The organism is Rhodobacteraceae bacterium S2214 (assembly GCA_025141675.1).
In the GTDB taxonomy this organism is placed as follows: domain Bacteria; phylum Pseudomonadota; class Alphaproteobacteria; order Rhodobacterales; family Rhodobacteraceae; genus Yoonia.
Genome location: CP081161.1, coordinates 2,760,617 through 2,776,009, shown reverse-complemented (window position 1 = coordinate 2,776,009; position 15,393 = coordinate 2,760,617). Strand labels below are relative to the sequence as shown.

At 56.7% G+C, this 15,393-nt stretch carries 15 protein-coding genes; 11 read left to right on the top strand and 4 right to left on the bottom strand.

Annotated elements, in window-relative coordinates:
- Window positions 1-28: 28 nt before the first annotated feature.
- The 5 genes from K3729_13825 (at window position 29) to glmM (ending at window position 6,821) form a co-directional block, all read left to right on the top strand.
- A complete protein-coding gene (locus K3729_13825) occupies window positions 29-2,608 on the top strand; it encodes a pyruvate, phosphate dikinase (protein UWQ98516.1) in 2,580 nt (859 codons plus the stop codon).
- 176 nt (window positions 2,609-2,784) lie between these two features.
- On the top strand, window positions 2,785-3,459 hold the full coding sequence (locus K3729_13820) for a cell wall hydrolase (protein ID UWR01062.1): 675 nt from the start codon (window positions 2,785-2,787) through the stop codon (window positions 3,457-3,459).
- A 98-nt stretch (window positions 3,460-3,557) separates the two neighbouring features.
- The gene (locus K3729_13815) at window positions 3,558-4,472 is read left to right on the top strand and encodes a dihydroneopterin aldolase (protein UWQ98515.1); all 915 of its coding nucleotides are present in this window, start codon (window positions 3,558-3,560) and stop codon (window positions 4,470-4,472) included.
- A 125-nt stretch (window positions 4,473-4,597) separates the two neighbouring features.
- Window positions 4,598-5,482, top strand: coding sequence for a dihydropteroate synthase (gene folP, locus K3729_13810; GenBank protein ID UWR01061.1), 885 nt, complete (start codon window positions 4,598-4,600; stop codon window positions 5,480-5,482).
- Window positions 5,475-6,821, top strand: coding sequence for a phosphoglucosamine mutase (gene glmM, locus K3729_13805; GenBank protein UWQ98514.1), 1,347 nt, complete (start codon window positions 5,475-5,477; stop codon window positions 6,819-6,821). The genes folP and glmM overlap by 8 nt, the downstream gene beginning before the upstream one ends.
- 58 nt (window positions 6,822-6,879) lie before the next feature.
- Here glmM and K3729_13800 read toward each other — a convergent pair whose 3' ends face one another.
- A complete protein-coding gene (locus K3729_13800; protein ID UWQ98513.1) occupies window positions 6,880-7,776 on the bottom strand; it encodes a DMT family transporter in 897 nt (298 codons plus the stop codon).
- Window positions 7,777-7,955: 179 nt separating this feature from the next.
- On the opposite strand from K3729_13800, the gene K3729_13795 reads away from it, so the two are divergent.
- Entirely contained in the window at window positions 7,956-9,002 is a 1,047-nt protein-coding gene (locus K3729_13795) for a hypothetical protein (GenBank protein ID UWQ98512.1), read from the top strand.
- A gap of 39 nt (window positions 9,003-9,041) precedes the next feature.
- Here K3729_13795 and K3729_13790 read toward each other — a convergent pair whose 3' ends face one another.
- Window positions 9,042-9,500 (bottom strand): Lrp/AsnC family transcriptional regulator, encoded by a 459-nt coding sequence (locus K3729_13790; GenBank protein UWQ98511.1) that lies wholly within the window; start codon window positions 9,498-9,500, stop codon window positions 9,042-9,044.
- Between the two features lie 118 nt (window positions 9,501-9,618).
- Here K3729_13790 and K3729_13785 point away from each other — a divergent pair, with 118 nt between their 5' ends.
- Together K3729_13785 and K3729_13780 are read left to right on the top strand one after the other, a co-directional pair.
- Window positions 9,619-10,413 carry a phenylalanine 4-monooxygenase gene (locus K3729_13785; protein ID UWQ98510.1) on the top strand — a complete coding sequence of 265 codons (795 nt, stop codon included), beginning with the start codon at window positions 9,619-9,621 and terminating at the stop codon, window positions 10,411-10,413.
- Window positions 10,406-10,741: a 4a-hydroxytetrahydrobiopterin dehydratase gene (locus tag K3729_13780; GenBank protein ID UWQ98509.1), complete on the top strand. Its 336-nt coding sequence runs from the start codon at window positions 10,406-10,408 to the stop codon at window positions 10,739-10,741. The genes K3729_13785 and K3729_13780 overlap by 8 nt, the downstream gene beginning before the upstream one ends.
- Window positions 10,742-10,813: 72 nt before the next feature.
- On the opposite strand, the gene ilvC is transcribed toward K3729_13780, so the two are convergent.
- A complete protein-coding gene (gene ilvC / locus K3729_13775; protein ID UWQ98508.1) occupies window positions 10,814-11,836 on the bottom strand; it encodes a ketol-acid reductoisomerase in 1,023 nt (340 codons plus the stop codon).
- A 131-nt stretch (window positions 11,837-11,967) separates the two neighbouring features.
- Between ilvC and K3729_13770 the strand changes: the two genes are divergently transcribed.
- From K3729_13770 to K3729_13760, 3 genes are all read left to right on the top strand, one after another.
- Window positions 11,968-12,423 (top strand): Lrp/AsnC family transcriptional regulator, encoded by a 456-nt coding sequence (locus K3729_13770; GenBank protein ID UWR01060.1) that lies wholly within the window; start codon window positions 11,968-11,970, stop codon window positions 12,421-12,423.
- Window positions 12,420-12,872, top strand: a complete 453-nt coding sequence (locus K3729_13765; GenBank protein UWQ98507.1) for an Lrp/AsnC family transcriptional regulator — start codon at window positions 12,420-12,422, stop codon at window positions 12,870-12,872. Before K3729_13770 ends, K3729_13765 begins: the two co-directional genes overlap by 4 nt.
- A 131-nt stretch (window positions 12,873-13,003) precedes the next feature.
- Window positions 13,004-14,134: an aminotransferase class V-fold PLP-dependent enzyme gene (locus tag K3729_13760; protein ID UWQ98506.1), complete on the top strand. Its 1,131-nt coding sequence runs from the start codon at window positions 13,004-13,006 to the stop codon at window positions 14,132-14,134.
- Between the two features lie 9 nt (window positions 14,135-14,143).
- On the opposite strand, the gene K3729_13755 is transcribed toward K3729_13760, so the two are convergent.
- Window positions 14,144-15,337 (bottom strand): UbiH/UbiF family hydroxylase, encoded by a 1,194-nt coding sequence (locus K3729_13755; GenBank protein UWQ98505.1) that lies wholly within the window; start codon window positions 15,335-15,337, stop codon window positions 14,144-14,146.
- Window positions 15,338-15,393 lie beyond the last annotated feature (56 nt).

Genomic DNA, 15,393 nt, shown 5'->3' with positions numbered 1-15,393 from the left:
ACCTTTACGTGCAAGCGTTAAGGGTCTTATGCTGCGGTTGAATATAAGGATCGCCGCAGTGCAGCAAATGTCACGTTTCCAGTCCATTACGCTTATCACGCCGACGGCGGCGATGGCCGCTGACGTGCATGGTGGTCGGGCGAAATGCCTGCAACGCCTTGTGCGGCTCGATATGCCTGTGCCCAAGACGATCGCGCTCAGCTTCGATGCAGTGAACCAAATCGCGAAGGGGCACATGCCGGATATGGCCAGCATCCTTGCGCCTTTTGGTGACGCGCCGCTGCTGTCGATCCGTCCATCTAGCCAAGACCCCGATTGGGGTGGGCCGGGTGCGATCCTGAACATCGGTATGAATGCGGCGCAGCACGCCCGCCTTTGCGAAACAATTGGTGAAGCTGCGGCAACGCGCATCTTTTTACGGTTTGTTCAGTCCTATGCGGTACACGTTCACCGTCTTGATCCAGAGGCGTTTGAATATCCGGATTGCTCGGATGCTGAGGCGTTGAAACGTGCCCTCGAAGCCTACGAATATGAAACTGACGAAACTTTCCCGGATGATCCGGCAGTCCAACTCGGTGACGCTTTGCGGTCCATGGCGCGCGCTTGGGATGGCACATCGGCCCGTTTGCTGCGTGAAGCAAAAGGGGCCCCCATCGATGCAGGGCTTGGTCTTGTCGTGCAGGCAATGGCGATGGGACTGGGTGAAGGCGAATGTGGCGCGGGCCTGATCCAATACGTCAACAGTAGCACGGGTTTGCCACAGGTGACCGGCCGCTACATTGCGCAAAGCCAACGGCGTGAGGCCTTGATCGAAGCAGATAACGCGATCTACCTGACCCGCGATGATCGCGGCCCCTCATTGGAAGACCGCGCACCTGGTGTTTTTGCGGAATTGATCGCCATTGGTGATGTCTGCCGTCGGAAACTCCGCGAAGAAATGATCGTCGAATTTACGATTGAATCTGGCACATTATGGATTTTGGACGCCGTGCGGGTTGCGCGAGCGTCTCAGGCGGCGGTGCGGATCGCTGTCGCACTTGCGACCGACAAAATCATCCCGCGCGAAGAAGCGGTTATGCGGATCCAACCGGCGGCGTTGTCAGAATTGCTGCATCGGCAGGTCGACCCCAGTGCCGCGCGTGATTTCATCGTCAAAGGGATCGCTGCCAGCCCGGGCGCGGCGACTGGCCGGATCGTCTTTACGTCGAACGATGCGCAGGCCAGTGCGGCCCGCGGTGAGGCCTGTATCTTGGTGCGCCGTGAAACCACACCAGAAGATATTCGCGGAATGCATGCGGCACAGGCCGTTCTGACAATGCGCGGTGGGATCACTAGCCATGCAGCCGTGATCGGCCGCGGCTTGGGGCTGCCATGTGTTGTGGGCGCATCCGCACTGACGATTGATCGCAAACGCGCACAGATTATCGCGCCGGATGGCCGCAAATTTGGCGAAGGTGACATCGTAACCGTCGACGGCACGACAGGTGATGTATTGGCAGGTGCGCCGGCAATGGTCGAGGCCGCGCTAGACGATGCATTCCAGACGCTACTGCAATGGGCCGACGACGTGCGCGATATTGGTGTGCGTGCGAACGCCGACACGCCTGATGATGCGCAGACAGCGCGCAATTTCGCAGCCGAAGGCATCGGGCTATGCCGGACCGAACACATGTTCTTTTCCGGCGACCGTTTGGGCGTGATGCGCGAGATGATCTTTGCGGATAATGCGGATGATCGTCGCGCGGTGCTTGACCGCCTAATGCCCATGCAACGCGCTGATTTTGCGGCGTTGTTCGAAATCATGGCGGGCTTGCCCGTGTGTATCCGGTTGTTTGATCCGCCATTGCATGAATTCCTACCGTCCGACAAAGCGGGTTTGCGCGACTTATCCGAACAACTGGCGCTTCCGCTTGCGAAAGTGACAGAACGTGTCGCGGCCCTGGCAGAATACAACCCGATGCTCGGGATGCGCGGCGTCCGTCTGGGAATCGCGATCCCCGAAATCTACGAAATGCAGGCGCGTGCCATTTTTGAAGCGACAGTGGATGCCAATGAAAACGGGGCAGGGGTCGCGCCCGAAATCATGATCCCCGTGGTCAGCGCCATGCGCGAAGTCGAACTGGTCAAATCACGGATCGACGCAGTTGCAGCCTCTGTGCGGACCAATCGGCAAAACGATTTCGCTTACAAACTCGGCGTGATGGTCGAAACTCCACGTGCGGCGTTGCGGGCAGAAGATATCGCGCAGCACGCCGAATTCCTGTCATTTGGCACCAACGACCTGACACAGATGACTTACGGTCTGTCCCGCGATGACGCGGGTCGGTTTATGTCCGCTTATGTGCAGCAGGGCGTTTACGAAGAAGATCCGTTCCACAGTCTGGACATCGACGGTGTTGGCGAACTGCTTTCCATCGGTGCAGAACGCGGCCGCAAGGGGCGTGGCAATATCACCCTGTCGTTGTGCGGCGAACATGGCGGAACACGTGCGGCGATTGATTTCTGTCGTAAGCAGGGTTTTGACTATGTATCCTGTTCGCCATTCCGCGTCCCAGTTGCGCGACTTTCCGCCGCGCAGCTGACGCTCAGCGATAAGTTGAATTCGTAGATTTAGATGCATTGCATGCTGTAACCGCATGATCTGCCATTTAATTGTTGCCTATGTGGAAACATGCAACAGTTGAAATTCCGCTTCGGACCGCAGGGGTAGACTCATTGAACCCGATCCCTTAGAGGGGCAGCGCTTGCGTGGGGCTTGACCACGTGCAACGCGATGAGGTCGCGATGAAATTGGGTTTTGGACGCATTGCGCCGGCATTGGGCTTGGCATGTGCGGTATTCACTGGCGGCGCCGCATCGGCACAAGATGTCTTGGCCAGCCGCTTAAGCGCACTCTTGGGGCAGGAACGCCAGGCTTTGGCTGTGATCCCTGATGCGCGTTTGACCGCTTTGACCACGCTTCCGCCAGCATCCGAACGAAATATCCCAACCGCGCCGCAATCCGTTGATTACAACAATGCGTATCTCGCCAGCCTGCCAACAGCGACCGGCGGCCCACAGTGGCAATGCCTGTCCGAGGCTTTGTATTTCGAAGCCCGCGGCGAAACGGCCAAAGGGCTTTTCGCTGTGGCAGAGGTCATCATGAACCGCGTCGACAGCAACGCCTATCCAAATTCACTGTGCGGCGTGATCAATCAGGGCACGGGCCGTAAATACGCCTGCCAATTCACTTACACATGTGACGGACGGCCAGAGGTGATCTCTGAACCTGCCGCTTGGCGTCGTGTTGGTAAAGTTGCCCGTCTTTTGATTGACGGGGCAGACCGGAACCTGACCGATGGTGCCACGCATTATCACACGACAGCCGTGAACCCGTCATGGGCGCGCGTCTTCCCGCGCACTGCGAAATACGGCGTTCACCTGTTCTATCGTCAGCCAACACGCACAGCGTCGAACTAAACGTCGCAACGCCTGACCAGCCTGTCGCCTTTGACAACCTTGCGAGGGCGGCAATCTGCGCGTATTCCGCCAAGCAACACGCGCGGAAAGGCACGCCTATGACCAACGACATCCATCTTGCGTTCGCGCATCCATCAGAACGGGCCGCGGCCAGTGCCGATGTGCCCTATGACCGTATTTCATTGCGGGACTACACGGTTGAGGTGGAAATCGGGGCGTTCCAATTGGAACGCGGCACGCTACAGCGCGTCCGCTTTAACGTCGTTGTTGAAGTCTTGCCGCTGACCGGTCCAATCGATGACGATGTGGACCGTATCCTATCTTATGACCGCGTTACCGAAGCCATCGGTGTCGAACTGCAGGCCGAACGGATCAATCTGCTGGAAACATTGGCAGCCCGTGTGGCCGAACGTATCCTGCTGGAACCCCAAGCTGAACGCGTTTTCGTGCGGATCGAAAAACTGGATCGTGGTCCGTTTTCGCTCGGTGTCGAAATCGTCCGCGCGCGCGACGGGGCGACACCTGACGCGCAAGTCCACCAAGAAGCGCCGCACCCCTGCGTCGTGTACCTGTCAAATGACGCCATCGGGTCAGGAAACCTGAAAGGCTGGATTGATCACTTTGCCGGCCAAGATGCCCCGCTTATCCTTTGCGTGGGGGCGGGTGCATTACCTGTCCCAACAACTGATCACGCCATGACACAGCGTCGGATTGATCTGCTTGCCATTGAGCAAAACGCGTGGACCTTGGCGGCCAAAGATCACCGTTGCAAGGTTGTCGAAACGCGGACCGAACTTGATTGGGCGATGAAGAACGGCCAAATCTGCATCTGGGCACCGTCGAAAATCGTTCTCGATGCAGTGGACGGTCCATCGGCATCCGCGCGGGATGCTCTGGCGCTTGTCAGTTGGTTCGCCACTGAAATCGACGCGGCAGAACTGGTTGTGATCGGCGACATCGCACCAGATGCGACGGTGCCCATGCGCAGCCTAACGATCGAGACTTCGCTTTGACACAATACATCCAGCCAGTCCCACAACTGACACCCTACGACGACGCGCGGCGTTTGGGCGGCAGCGCTTGGGTTTTTACCGAAACAGCGATCCTGCGGGACCGTGACGGCGCGGATGAAGAGGTCATGATCGATGATCTTACGCCCGACGCGCAGACGCGGATCAGCACACATCGTCCTGCGATCTGTGGCCTGACATTAGATGTGCCGCGTATCATGGGCATCTTAAACGTGACGCCTGATAGCTTTTCGGACGGCGGAACACTCGCAAGCGTGGAGGCCGCAGTCGCACGTGCGAAGGTCATGGCGCAGGATGCAGATATCCTCGACATTGGCGGTGAAAGCACGCGACCAGGCGCAGCAGAGGTTGCGATCCAAGACGAAATCAACCGGACCGCGCCCGTCATCCGCGCAATGCGTGAGGCAGGGATCACCACGCCAATTTCCATCGACACGCGCAAAGCGGCAGTGGCGCAAGCCGCACTCGAAGCGGGCGCAAACATCATCAACGATGTCTCCGCGATGCGTTTTGACCCTGACATGGCAGGGGTGGCGGCAGCGGCTGACTGCCCGATCTGCCTGATGCATTCGCAAGGCCTGCCCGAAGACATGCAGGACGATCCCGATTACGACGCGGTCACTTTCGACGTCTTCGACCATCTCGCAGATCGGATCGCCGTGGCCGAAGCGGCGGGCATTCGCCGTCCGAATATAATCACTGATCCTGGCATTGGTTTCGGTAAGACTTTGCAACATAACTTGAGCTTGTTGCGGGATCTTGCCATTTACCACGACCTTGGTTTGCCGATACTGTTAGGTGCGTCGCGGAAACGGTTGATTGGTGAGGTTTCCGGCGAAAGTGACGCGATGCAGCGGCTCGGTGGGTCGATTGCGTTGGCACTGCATGGATCAGCACAGGGTGTGCAGATTTTAAGGGTCCATGACGTCAAAGAAACAAAGCAGGCGCTGAACCTGCAAATGGCATTAAGTGGGGCAAGTGATTATGGCTGAGAAACTTTTCGGAACTGACGGCGTTCGTGGAACCGCAAACATTCACCCGATGACGGCGGAAATGGCGTTGAAAATCGGGGCGGCGGCAGGACGCTATTTCCGAAATGATGGATCAAACGGCCACCGCGTTGTGATCGGCAAAGACACACGTCTGTCCGGCTACATGTTTGAAAACGCGCTGACGGCGGGGCTGACGTCAACTGGCATGAACGTGCTGTTGCTGGGCCCCGTGCCAACGCCTGCAGTCGGCATGCTGACCACATCCATGCGCGCCGACGTTGGCATTATGATTTCTGCCAGCCACAACCCGCACCACGACAACGGCATCAAATTCTTTGGACCGGACGGGTTCAAGCTGTCCGACGAAGCGCAAACCGAAATTGAACGGCTCATCGCGAGCGACATTGAACCGGCGCAAGCCGTGAACATCGGGCGGGCCAAACGGATCGACGATGGGCGGTTCCGCTATGCGGAGCGTGTTAAAAGCACGTTCCCGTCGGGCATGCGGCTTGATGGTCTGAAAGTTGTGATCGACTGCGCAAATGGCGCAGCACACCGCGTGGCGCCCGAAGTCCTGTGGGAAATGGGGGCAACAGTGATCCCAGTGGGCGTCAGCCCAAACGGATACAACATCAACGATGGCTGCGGGTCGACGCACCCGACGTTAGCGGCGGAAACCATCGTGTCGCACGGCGCGGATGTGGGGATTTGCCTCGACGGTGACGCGGATCGCGTGATGATTTTGGACGAGACCGGCAAGGTCGCAGACGGCGATCAGTTGATGGCGCTGATGGCGTCGCGCTGGGCCGCAGAGGGGCGTTTGCAAGGCGATACGCTTGTTGCGACCGTGATGTCCAACCTTGGTCTCGAACGGTATCTGACGGGCAAGGGGCTGCATTTGGAACGGACTGCTGTTGGCGACCGCTACGTAGTTGAAGCGATGCGCGAAAAGGGGTTCAACCTTGGCGGCGAACAGTCCGGTCACATCGTGATGACGGATTACGCGACCACGGGTGATGGCTTGCTGGCAGGTATCCAGTTCCTTGCCGCGATGATTGATAGCGGCAAAAAGGCCAGCGAACTGACTGAAACCTTTGAAACTGTGCCGCAATTGCTGAAAAACGTGCGCTACGCAGCAGGGCAAAACCCGCTCGAAGCGGCTAACGTGACAGGTGCAATCGCGGACGCGGAAACCAGATTGGTGGGCAAAGGGCGATTGCTAATCCGCAAATCCGGCACGGAACCTTTGGTGCGGGTCATGGCAGAATGCGAAGACCCTGATCTATTGACCGAAGTTGTCGACGGGATCGTGGCAGAGGTCGAAGCGGCGGCGTCCTAAATCGCGTACAGCTTGGGGGCCAGCCCCCATACCCCCGAGAAATTTGAAGCCAAAAGAATTAGCGCCAAAGCCGCTTGAGGCTGGCGTATTGGCTGATGGCAAGCCCTGTCAGGATCAACGCAAGGGCCGCGAAAAAGCGCAGTGGCAGCGTTTCACTTAGGATGACGGCACCAAAAACCATCGACCAAACTGGGACTTGGTAGTTCACAAGTGTCATGAAAACGGCGCCGGCGGTGCGGATCGTAAAGACGCGCAGCAACGCCGCGAGCGCTGTGGGGACGAACCCAAGAAACACAATCGCAAGCGTACTGCGCGTATCGGCGATCTGCGGTACGCCTTCGACAATCAACATCGCGGGGATGAGCGTGGTCGCCCCAATGATCATCAGAATGGTTGCCATTGTGATTGAATCGATCGGCGGGCAGCGCCGCGTCATTACGCTTGAGATCGCGTAAGACAGGGCGGCAGCCACGCAGGCCAACTGGCCCAATGGTTCCCAGCCTGTACCAATCCGCAAGACGGACGGCCCGATCAAAACGACCGCACCAATAAACCCAAGCGTCACGCCTGCGGCGTTGCGTCGGGTCATGACTTCATCGGAAAACAGATGCGCGAGCGGTAGGACAAAAAGCGGGATCGCCGTCATCGAAATGCCTGCAAACGCAGATGGGACGTACTGCTGTCCCCAACTGAGCATCGCAAAGGGCAGGGCGGTGTTCATCACACCAATAACCAGTAAATATTTGATCAGTTGGCCCGAAAACTTCGGCAGCGGACTGCGCATGGCCGCCATGATTCCGATCAATGCCAGCGACCCAAGTGTCGTCCGCGCCGCCGCAACCGTCAACGGCCCGTAGCCTTCCAACGCGATGGCCACGACCATAAACGTCCCACCCCAAATCAAGCCAAGGGCGGCGACGGAAAACCAATTGGCGGGGGTCGGTTGGGTGGTCACAATGGGTGCCTTTGATGGGATCGCCGTTTGATTTCATAACAGGCCCAACTTGACCAGTGGCAAATCCAGCGCGCGAAGAAGTTCGTGTGGAACTAAATCGAAGGTTGTTTCATGCGCGTAAAATTGCCAACGTGCCGCCAGTATCAGTAATTGAAAGTACCCAAATGGCCCTGAGCTCTATGAAAAAGAACATTAAGCCGACCGAAGATGGCGAAATTAATCGCTATGTGAACGAAGAGGCTTCTGGGATGGCATGGTTCGATCATCGCCGCGAAGTCGTCTTCGTTAACGGTATGGCGAACTCAGGGGAAAACCATATGGATAGCGCGCTGGCGCTGTCGTTGCTGCAGGGCTGTCCGGTCATCGGGGTGTATAACAAGAAGGACGGTTTCTGGTCCGACCTTGGGCAATGTCTGATGGACAAAGGCGTTCTTGTTGGCGCGCAGGCAGGTAGTTTCAGCGCGTGGAGCGCGGCGTTTGATGTAGCCTACGCAGCGGCAGCGCAGCTAAAGTCAGGACTGACTAAAATCGACTTTATGGAAAGCCTTGTGGCTAGCAACAAAGCGACCGCATCGCTTTATCGCTACGTCGCTGAAATGTCGGTGCAGGAACGCAGCAAGCTGAAAATCTTCTGTCATTCCCAAGGTAACTTGATCACGTCCAACGCGCTAACGGCCGTGGCATTGGCGCTTGGCGAGGATGCGATTAAAAACATGGAAGTGAACAGTTTCGGGTCGCCGTGCCGCTATTGGCCGCCGGGTTTGGATCGCACAAACAACGCATTCACCTTCGATCCAGTGTCTTGGCTCGACTACAACATCGGGTTTTCCAGCGTCAAAGTCGGGTTCACGCCGGGCCTGATTTCGCATGGTTTCGATATCTACATGAACCAAGACGCCGAATTCGTTGTGAACCGTTTCCGCTGGGGATCTTTCCGGATGACGGCCAGCATGGATGAAAAGGGCCTTGCGACCTATTTGACCAAGATGGGGAACAACCCGCGCCGTTTGAAGAAAATCTTTGAATGGCTGGACAAGCACCATAATTCGGACGCCGATGATGTGGCGGTGATCTATTCCAAACTCATGCGGACGAAACATGCGGCGACAATGAAGGCGCTGGCGAGCGCCGATAAATCCTTCATCACCTTGCTGATCAAATGCATGGACGAAGGCTGGACTGCGAGCGACGAAAAGAAAGAGATCGAATACCTCAAAAGCCTCTAAACGTATCTGCGCCAACGCTGGTTGATCCGGCGCAAGCTGTCAGTCAATCGGCAAAGCGCCAGATGTTTTGATCTGACGTAGAACAAAATTGGTCGTCGTTGTGCGCACAACGCCAAGCCTTAGGATGTGTTTCATGATGAATTGCTCCAAGGCTTCCGGATCAGCGGCGACCACTTTCAACAGAAAGTCGAAATCACCCGTAATCGACGCACATTCGAGCACCTGTTCGTTGGTCCGAATGAAATCGTTGAACAGTTTGATCGACCCTTCGGTGTGATCCACTAACGAAATCTGCACATATCCAAATGCGCTAAGCCCCAGCTTTTTGCTGTCCAGAATGGCGGCATAGCGTTTGATGTAGCCGTCTTCTTCCAACCGTTTGACGCGGCGCCAGCAGGGGGACGCTGACAACCCGACCGCGTCCGATAATTCCTGTGTGCTGGCGCGGCCATCCACTTGCAAGAATTTCAGGATCAGTTTCTCAAATTTATCGAGCATAAATTACCCTCAGAATTAGCATATGCAGAAATATATTACCCCATTTTCATCAATGCGCGAGCGAAGAGGCAGGAAATCTCGCCGATAATGGACAATCATTGACCTCAGGAGGAGCTCAATGCCCAAAGATACCAAATACATCGCCAAGCACCCTGACGACGCAGGTCATATTCATTATACGCCCGACGAAGATGCGGTTTGGCGCGATCTGGTGGCCCAGCAGCAGCCAAATGTTGAATACTATGCCGCAAAACCGTTCCTCGATGGTCAGGCAGCGCTTCAGCTCCCAATTGACCGTGTGCCGCAATGCGCCGAAATCTCTGAAAAACTGATGGGCATGACGGGATGGTCCGTTGAACCGGTTCCCGCCCTCATCGGGTTTTCGCGGTTCTTTCAAATGCTGGCGAATAGAACCTTTCCGGCAGCGTCCTTCATCCGAAGCAGGGAAGATTTCGATTACATTGAAGAACCCGACATCTTCCACGAAATTTACGGACATATGCCGCTACTTGTCGACAAACGGCTTGCTGATTTCTCGCAAAAGATCGGGGAAACAGGGTTGGCGTGTGACAAATCAGACTACGCATGGCTGATCAGGCTGTATTGGTTCACAATCGAATTTGGGCTCATCCGCGAAGGCGACACGGTCAAAGCGCTCGGGTCCGGTCTGGCGTCATCACCGGGGGAGCTGCGTCATTCGGTCGAAGAACAAAGCGTTGTGCGCAAAGACTTTGACGTCCTTGAAATCCTGCGAACGCCTTACCGTATCGACATCAATCAACCAATCTATTTCGTGCTGGATAGTGTCGATCAACTGATTGAAGCGGCGAAGCGCGATCTTGTCCGCGATATCCACGACGCAAAATCACTGGGTCTTTTTGCGCCAACGTACGAGGTAAAAGGCGATGGATGATCTGCAACAAAAGACTTGCGCGGCATGCGACGGTTGGGTGCCTGTTTTGACCGAAGCAGAGATCACGCAATTCAAATCGCAACTCGATCCGGCGTGGGAAATCGACATGGATGGCCAAAGCCTGTCGCGTCGGTTCACATTCAAAGGGTTCGCCAAAGCAACCTACACTGCCAATCTTGCCGCCTTCGTCAGCGATAAGGAAGGCCATCACGCCGACATATCCTTCGGCTGGGGATATTGTCAGGTCACCTACACATCGCATGAACTGGGGCGGTTGTCCGAGAACGATTTCATCTGTGCGGCAAAGCTCGACGCGGTGGTTGCCTAGCAGCCGATAGAACAACCGCAACAAAAAAGGGCCGCTCCAATGGAACGGCCCTTTCTTCAATTCTAGCAGAACTTAGTTCTTCGCTTTGTCGACCATTTTGCCAGCAGAAATCCAAGGCATCATAGCGCGCAGTTTGGAACCAACCTGCTCGATCTGGTGCTCGTCGTTTGCACGACGGGATGCTTTAATTGTTGGCTGACCAACAGCGTTTTCCAGCATGAAGTCACGCACGAATTTACCGGACTGAATGTCAGCAAGCGCTTCTTTCATGGCTTTCTTCGTTGCGTCGTATGGCAGGATGCGTGGTCCAGTCACGTACTGACCGTATTCAGCTGTGTTGGAGATAGAATAATCCATGTTCGCGATGCCGCCTTCATAGATCAGGTCTACGATCAGCTTTGTTTCGTGCAGGCATTCGAAGTAAGCCATTTCAGGCTCGTAACCAGCTTCGACCAGTGTCTCGAAACCCATGCGGATCAGTTCAACGATACCGCCGCACAGAACTGCTTGCTCACCAAACAGGTCAGTTTCGCATTCCTGACGGAAGTTTGTCTCGATGATGCCGGAACGACCGCCACCGATAGCTGAACAGTAGGACAGGCCGATTTCTTGGGCTTTGCCGGACGCGTCTGTATCAACCGCGATCAGGCAAGGCACGCCGCCGCCTTTTGTGTATTCGCCACGCACGGTGTGACCTGGGCCTTTTGGCGCCATCATGATCACGTCAACGCCTTCTTTAGGCTCGATCAAGCCGAAGTGCACGTTCAGGCCGTGTGCGAATGCAATTGCCGCACCTGGCTTGATGTTGTCGTGGACGTATTTTTTGTATGTTTCTGCCTGAAGCTCATCGGGCATTGTGAACATGATCACATCACACCAAGCAGCGGCTTCCGCGATGCCCATAACCTTAAGGCCTTCGCCTTCAGCTTTGGCTTGGGAAGGGGACCCTTCGCGCAGAGCAACAACAAGGTTTTTCGCACCGGAATCGCGCAGGTTCAGCGCGTGGGCGTGGCCTTGTGAGCCGTAACCAAGGATGGCTACTTTTTTGTCTTTGATCAGGTTCACATCGCAATCGCGATCGTAATAAACGCGCATATCAAGCACTCCATGTTTGTATCTGCGCTGACGTATAACGGGCGTTTGCGTGGATTGTGAGGTTTGATTTTTGATCTGTTGCGGCCAGATGAAAGTTGTTATGCGTCATTCATGAAATTTGTGTGATTTTTATGCTTGATGACGAAAGCCGCGCGATCCTGCGCCAATACCAAGCCAATCCTGCCCTCACAGTGCCGGAACTGGCTGACCTTGTCCGCATGACGCCCGCCCGTGTGACACGGCGGCTGGATAAATTGCACGAAGACGGGATCATTCGGGGCCAAGAGGTCGTGATCGACTGGGCGGCGTTGGGTTACACCGTGCATGTGGCGCTGCGGATCACCTTGGATAAAACCGTGTCTCGCGCCTTCGACGACTTCATGGCCGCCGCCCGTCTGGTCCCCGAAGTGCTGGAAATCCAGACGTTTCTCGGGCGCGTCGACGTGCGTCTGTTGCTCATCGCCCGCGATTTGCCGGATTACCAACGGATCTACCGTGATCAGGTCCTGACGTTACCCCACATCGCCGACATCGAAGCATTGATGACGGTTGCTAACGTCAAACGTGAAGAGGCGTTGCCGCTATGATCCTAGATGACACAGACCGCGCGGTGCTACGCCTGATGCAAAAAGACGCGACGCAACCAACAGGACGTCTGGGCGAAAAGCTGGGGCTGTCGCAACCAGCGACATGGCGCCGGATCAAACGCCTCCAAGACGCAGGCGTCATTGCGGGGCGCCGTTTGCGGTTGGACGCAGAAAAATTGGGATTCGGCGTCACCGTCTTTCTCGGGGTCAAACTCGCCACTAAAGGCCGCGTCAGTCTTGAAGATTTCGAACGCGCCGTCTCTGCCATCGCCGAAGTACAAAGCGTGGAACACGTGCTGGGCCTTTATGATTACCGCCTACGGGTGGTGGCCCGCGATCTGGCGGATTTCGAACGGGTGCTGCGGCGGCGTATCATGACCATGCCGGGGGTGGGGGACGTCGAAGCGAACGTGCTGCTCAGCGAAGAACGCCTTGCGGGGCCATTGTGACGTGGATCGGAAACTTTGCAGGAACCGCGCAGGCCGATCATTCTAAATTTGACCATTTCTGACTTTTTCTGACTTTGCTTTTCCCCTCATCGCCGCTTACCTCAGATGCAACTTAACGCACGAGGACCATCATGACCGATACATTCACATCCCAAGTTGACCCGAACGGCTTGATGGAGTTCTCCGTCGTCTTCACCGACCGGTCGCTCAATTCCATGTCGAAAGCGTTCCAAGGCGTGATGACCGACATCTCTGGCATGCTCAAAGACGTCTATAACGCAGATGCCGTGGCGATTGTCCCCGGCGGCGGCACCTTCGGGATGGAAGCAGTGGCCCGTCAATTCGGCGCAAATGCCCACGCCTTTATCGTGCGCAACGGCTGGTTTTCCTACCGCTGGACCCAGATTTTCGACGCGGGCGACTTCACCGCGAAAACAACCGTCCTGAAAGCCCGCCAAAACGGCAACGACACCCGCGCGCCTTTTGCACCTGCGCCCATTGATGAAGTCACAGCTGCCATTCGCGACGCCAAACCAGACGTGGTTTTCGCGCCGCATGTCGAAACCTCTGCGGGGATCATCCTGCCGGACGACTACATCACGGCCATGGCCGCCGCCGCGCATGAAGTGGGCGCATTGATGGTGCTAGACTGCATCGCGTCCGGCTGCGCGTGGGTGGATATGAAAGCGACGGGCGTTGATGTGCTGATTTCGGCACCGCAAAAGGGCTGGTCCGCCACGCCTTGTGCAGGTCTCGTGATGATGTCTGACCGCGCCGTAAGCCGCATGGCCGACACCACATCCAATTCCTTCGCCGCTGACCTCAAGAAATGGCACAGCATCATGCAAGCCTACGAAAACGGCGGTCACGCGTACCACGCGACCATGCCGACGGACGGGCTGCGAGCGTTCCGCGACACGATGATTGAAACCCGCGACTATGGCTTCGACAAATTGAAAACCGCGCAATGGGCGCTGGGCGATGCGGTACGGGCCTATCTGGCGGGCAAGGGAATCAAATCAGTTGCGGCTGACGGCTTCGGCGCACCGGGTGTGGTGGTCAGCTACACGGACGATCCGGCAATCCAGAACGGGTCGAAATTCGGCGCAGAAGGCATGCAAATTGCTGCAGGTGTACCGTTGCAATGCGACGAACCTGACGATTTCCGGACTTTCCGTCTGGGCCTGTTTGGTCTCGACAAACTTTACGATGTGGACGCCACAATGGCACGTCTCACGCCGGTTCTGGATACCGTGCTTTAACGCGCGGAACTAGCTCGCACCAAGCCCAAGCTTCATAAGGCCGCGCCGGACAGGCGCGGCGTCATGCAACGCTTTGATCCCCGCGACCCGCAGGTCCTGCAAGAATGGCGCATTCGACATCGACGCACGGTTCAGCGCATCAATTCCGTTCACCCGCAGCTTGATATCGCCGTGTCGCGCCTTTTGATAAGCGTCGAGCATCTTGCGGCTGCCCAAGTCATGTTCGCGGGCCAAATCCAACAAGGTCGCAATATCGTTCAACGACATGTTCAATCCCTGCGCCCCAATCGGGGGAACCACATGCGCGGCCTCAGCGACCAGTGCTGTGCGTGGTGCGGATAATGCGCTCGCGACCTGCGAAATGATCGGCCAGACCATGCGGCGCGTCGCCAAGGTCAGCGATCCGTAAAGAGCGGCGGATCGGGTCAATGCCTCTGATTCAAACTCTTCGTCCGACAACGCCATCAAGCGGTTCACTTCCGCACCTTTTTCCATCCAAACGACAGCCGAACAGGGCTCTCCTTCATGATCAGGCAGGGGGACAAACGTGAACGGACCACCAGAGCGGTGGATTTCTGTCGATACATTGTCGTGCGGTGACGGATGAGTCACGGCAAAGCTGATCGCTTTTTGCCCGTAGCGATGGGTTTTGATGTCGATATCCGCAGCTTCACGCACCGCTGAATGACGGCCATCCGCGCCAATCACCAGTTTCGCGCGGACCTGTAATCCGCCCGTCAGCATCACCAAAGCTTCGGTTTCGCGGGGCAACAGCGATACAAATCCGGTGCCCGCGTGGAATTCGACATTCGGCAGTTCCTTCAGCCGCGCCAGCATTTCGCGGCGCAGCAACCAATTGGGCAGGTTCCACCCGAACGGCTTGTCCGAAATGTCGGCAGCGTCAAAATCCGCGGACACGCGTGCGCCGCGGCCCTCACCGCTGACGTCCGCGATCCGCATGACTTGCAACGGCGTCGCGTATTCGGCCAAACGCCCCCACAATCCGATGTCGTCCAAAAAGGATTGGGCAGGTTGCAAGAAGGCCGTAGTGCGTAAATCGGCACCTTCAAACGCGGCATTTGTGACTGGCAGTGCCGGATCAACGATTACGACGCTAAACCCAGCCGCACCAAAGGCCGCGGCGGCGGTCAACCCTGCGACGCCGCCACCCGAGATGACAATATCTGATGTTATCCGTTTCATACCCTAGACATAGGCGGTGCGCGCGTGCGGGCAAAGGCCCATATGGCCGCAGGGCC

Bases quoted from the DNA above. Each gene is read 5' to 3' on its own strand.
- K3729_13825 (UWQ98516.1), top strand. From the start codon at position 29: ATGCTGCGGTTGAATATAAGGATCGCCGCAGTGCAGCAAATGTCACGT.
- K3729_13820 (UWR01062.1), top strand. From the start codon at position 2,785: ATGAAATTGGGTTTTGGACGCATTGCGCCGGCATTGGGCTTGGCATGT.
- K3729_13815 (UWQ98515.1), top strand. From the start codon at position 3,558: ATGACCAACGACATCCATCTTGCGTTCGCGCATCCATCAGAACGGGCC.
- folP (UWR01061.1), top strand. From the start codon at position 4,598: ATGATCGATGATCTTACGCCCGACGCGCAGACGCGGATCAGCACACAT.
- glmM (UWQ98514.1), top strand. From the start codon at position 5,475: ATGGCTGAGAAACTTTTCGGAACTGACGGCGTTCGTGGAACCGCAAAC.
- K3729_13795 (UWQ98512.1), top strand. From the start codon at position 7,956: ATGAAAAAGAACATTAAGCCGACCGAAGATGGCGAAATTAATCGCTAT.
- K3729_13790 (UWQ98511.1), bottom strand. From the start codon at position 9,500: ATGCTCGATAAATTTGAGAAACTGATCCTGAAATTCTTGCAAGTGGAT.
- K3729_13785 (UWQ98510.1), top strand. From the start codon at position 9,619: ATGCCCAAAGATACCAAATACATCGCCAAGCACCCTGACGACGCAGGT.
- K3729_13780 (UWQ98509.1), top strand. From the start codon at position 10,406: ATGGATGATCTGCAACAAAAGACTTGCGCGGCATGCGACGGTTGGGTG.
- ilvC (UWQ98508.1), bottom strand. From the start codon at position 11,836: ATGCGCGTTTATTACGATCGCGATTGCGATGTGAACCTGATCAAAGAC.
- K3729_13770 (UWR01060.1), top strand. From the start codon at position 11,968: ATGCTTGATGACGAAAGCCGCGCGATCCTGCGCCAATACCAAGCCAAT.
- K3729_13765 (UWQ98507.1), top strand. From the start codon at position 12,420: ATGATCCTAGATGACACAGACCGCGCGGTGCTACGCCTGATGCAAAAA.
- K3729_13760 (UWQ98506.1), top strand. From the start codon at position 13,004: ATGACCGATACATTCACATCCCAAGTTGACCCGAACGGCTTGATGGAG.
- K3729_13755 (UWQ98505.1), bottom strand. From the start codon at position 15,337: ATGAAACGGATAACATCAGATATTGTCATCTCGGGTGGCGGCGTCGCA.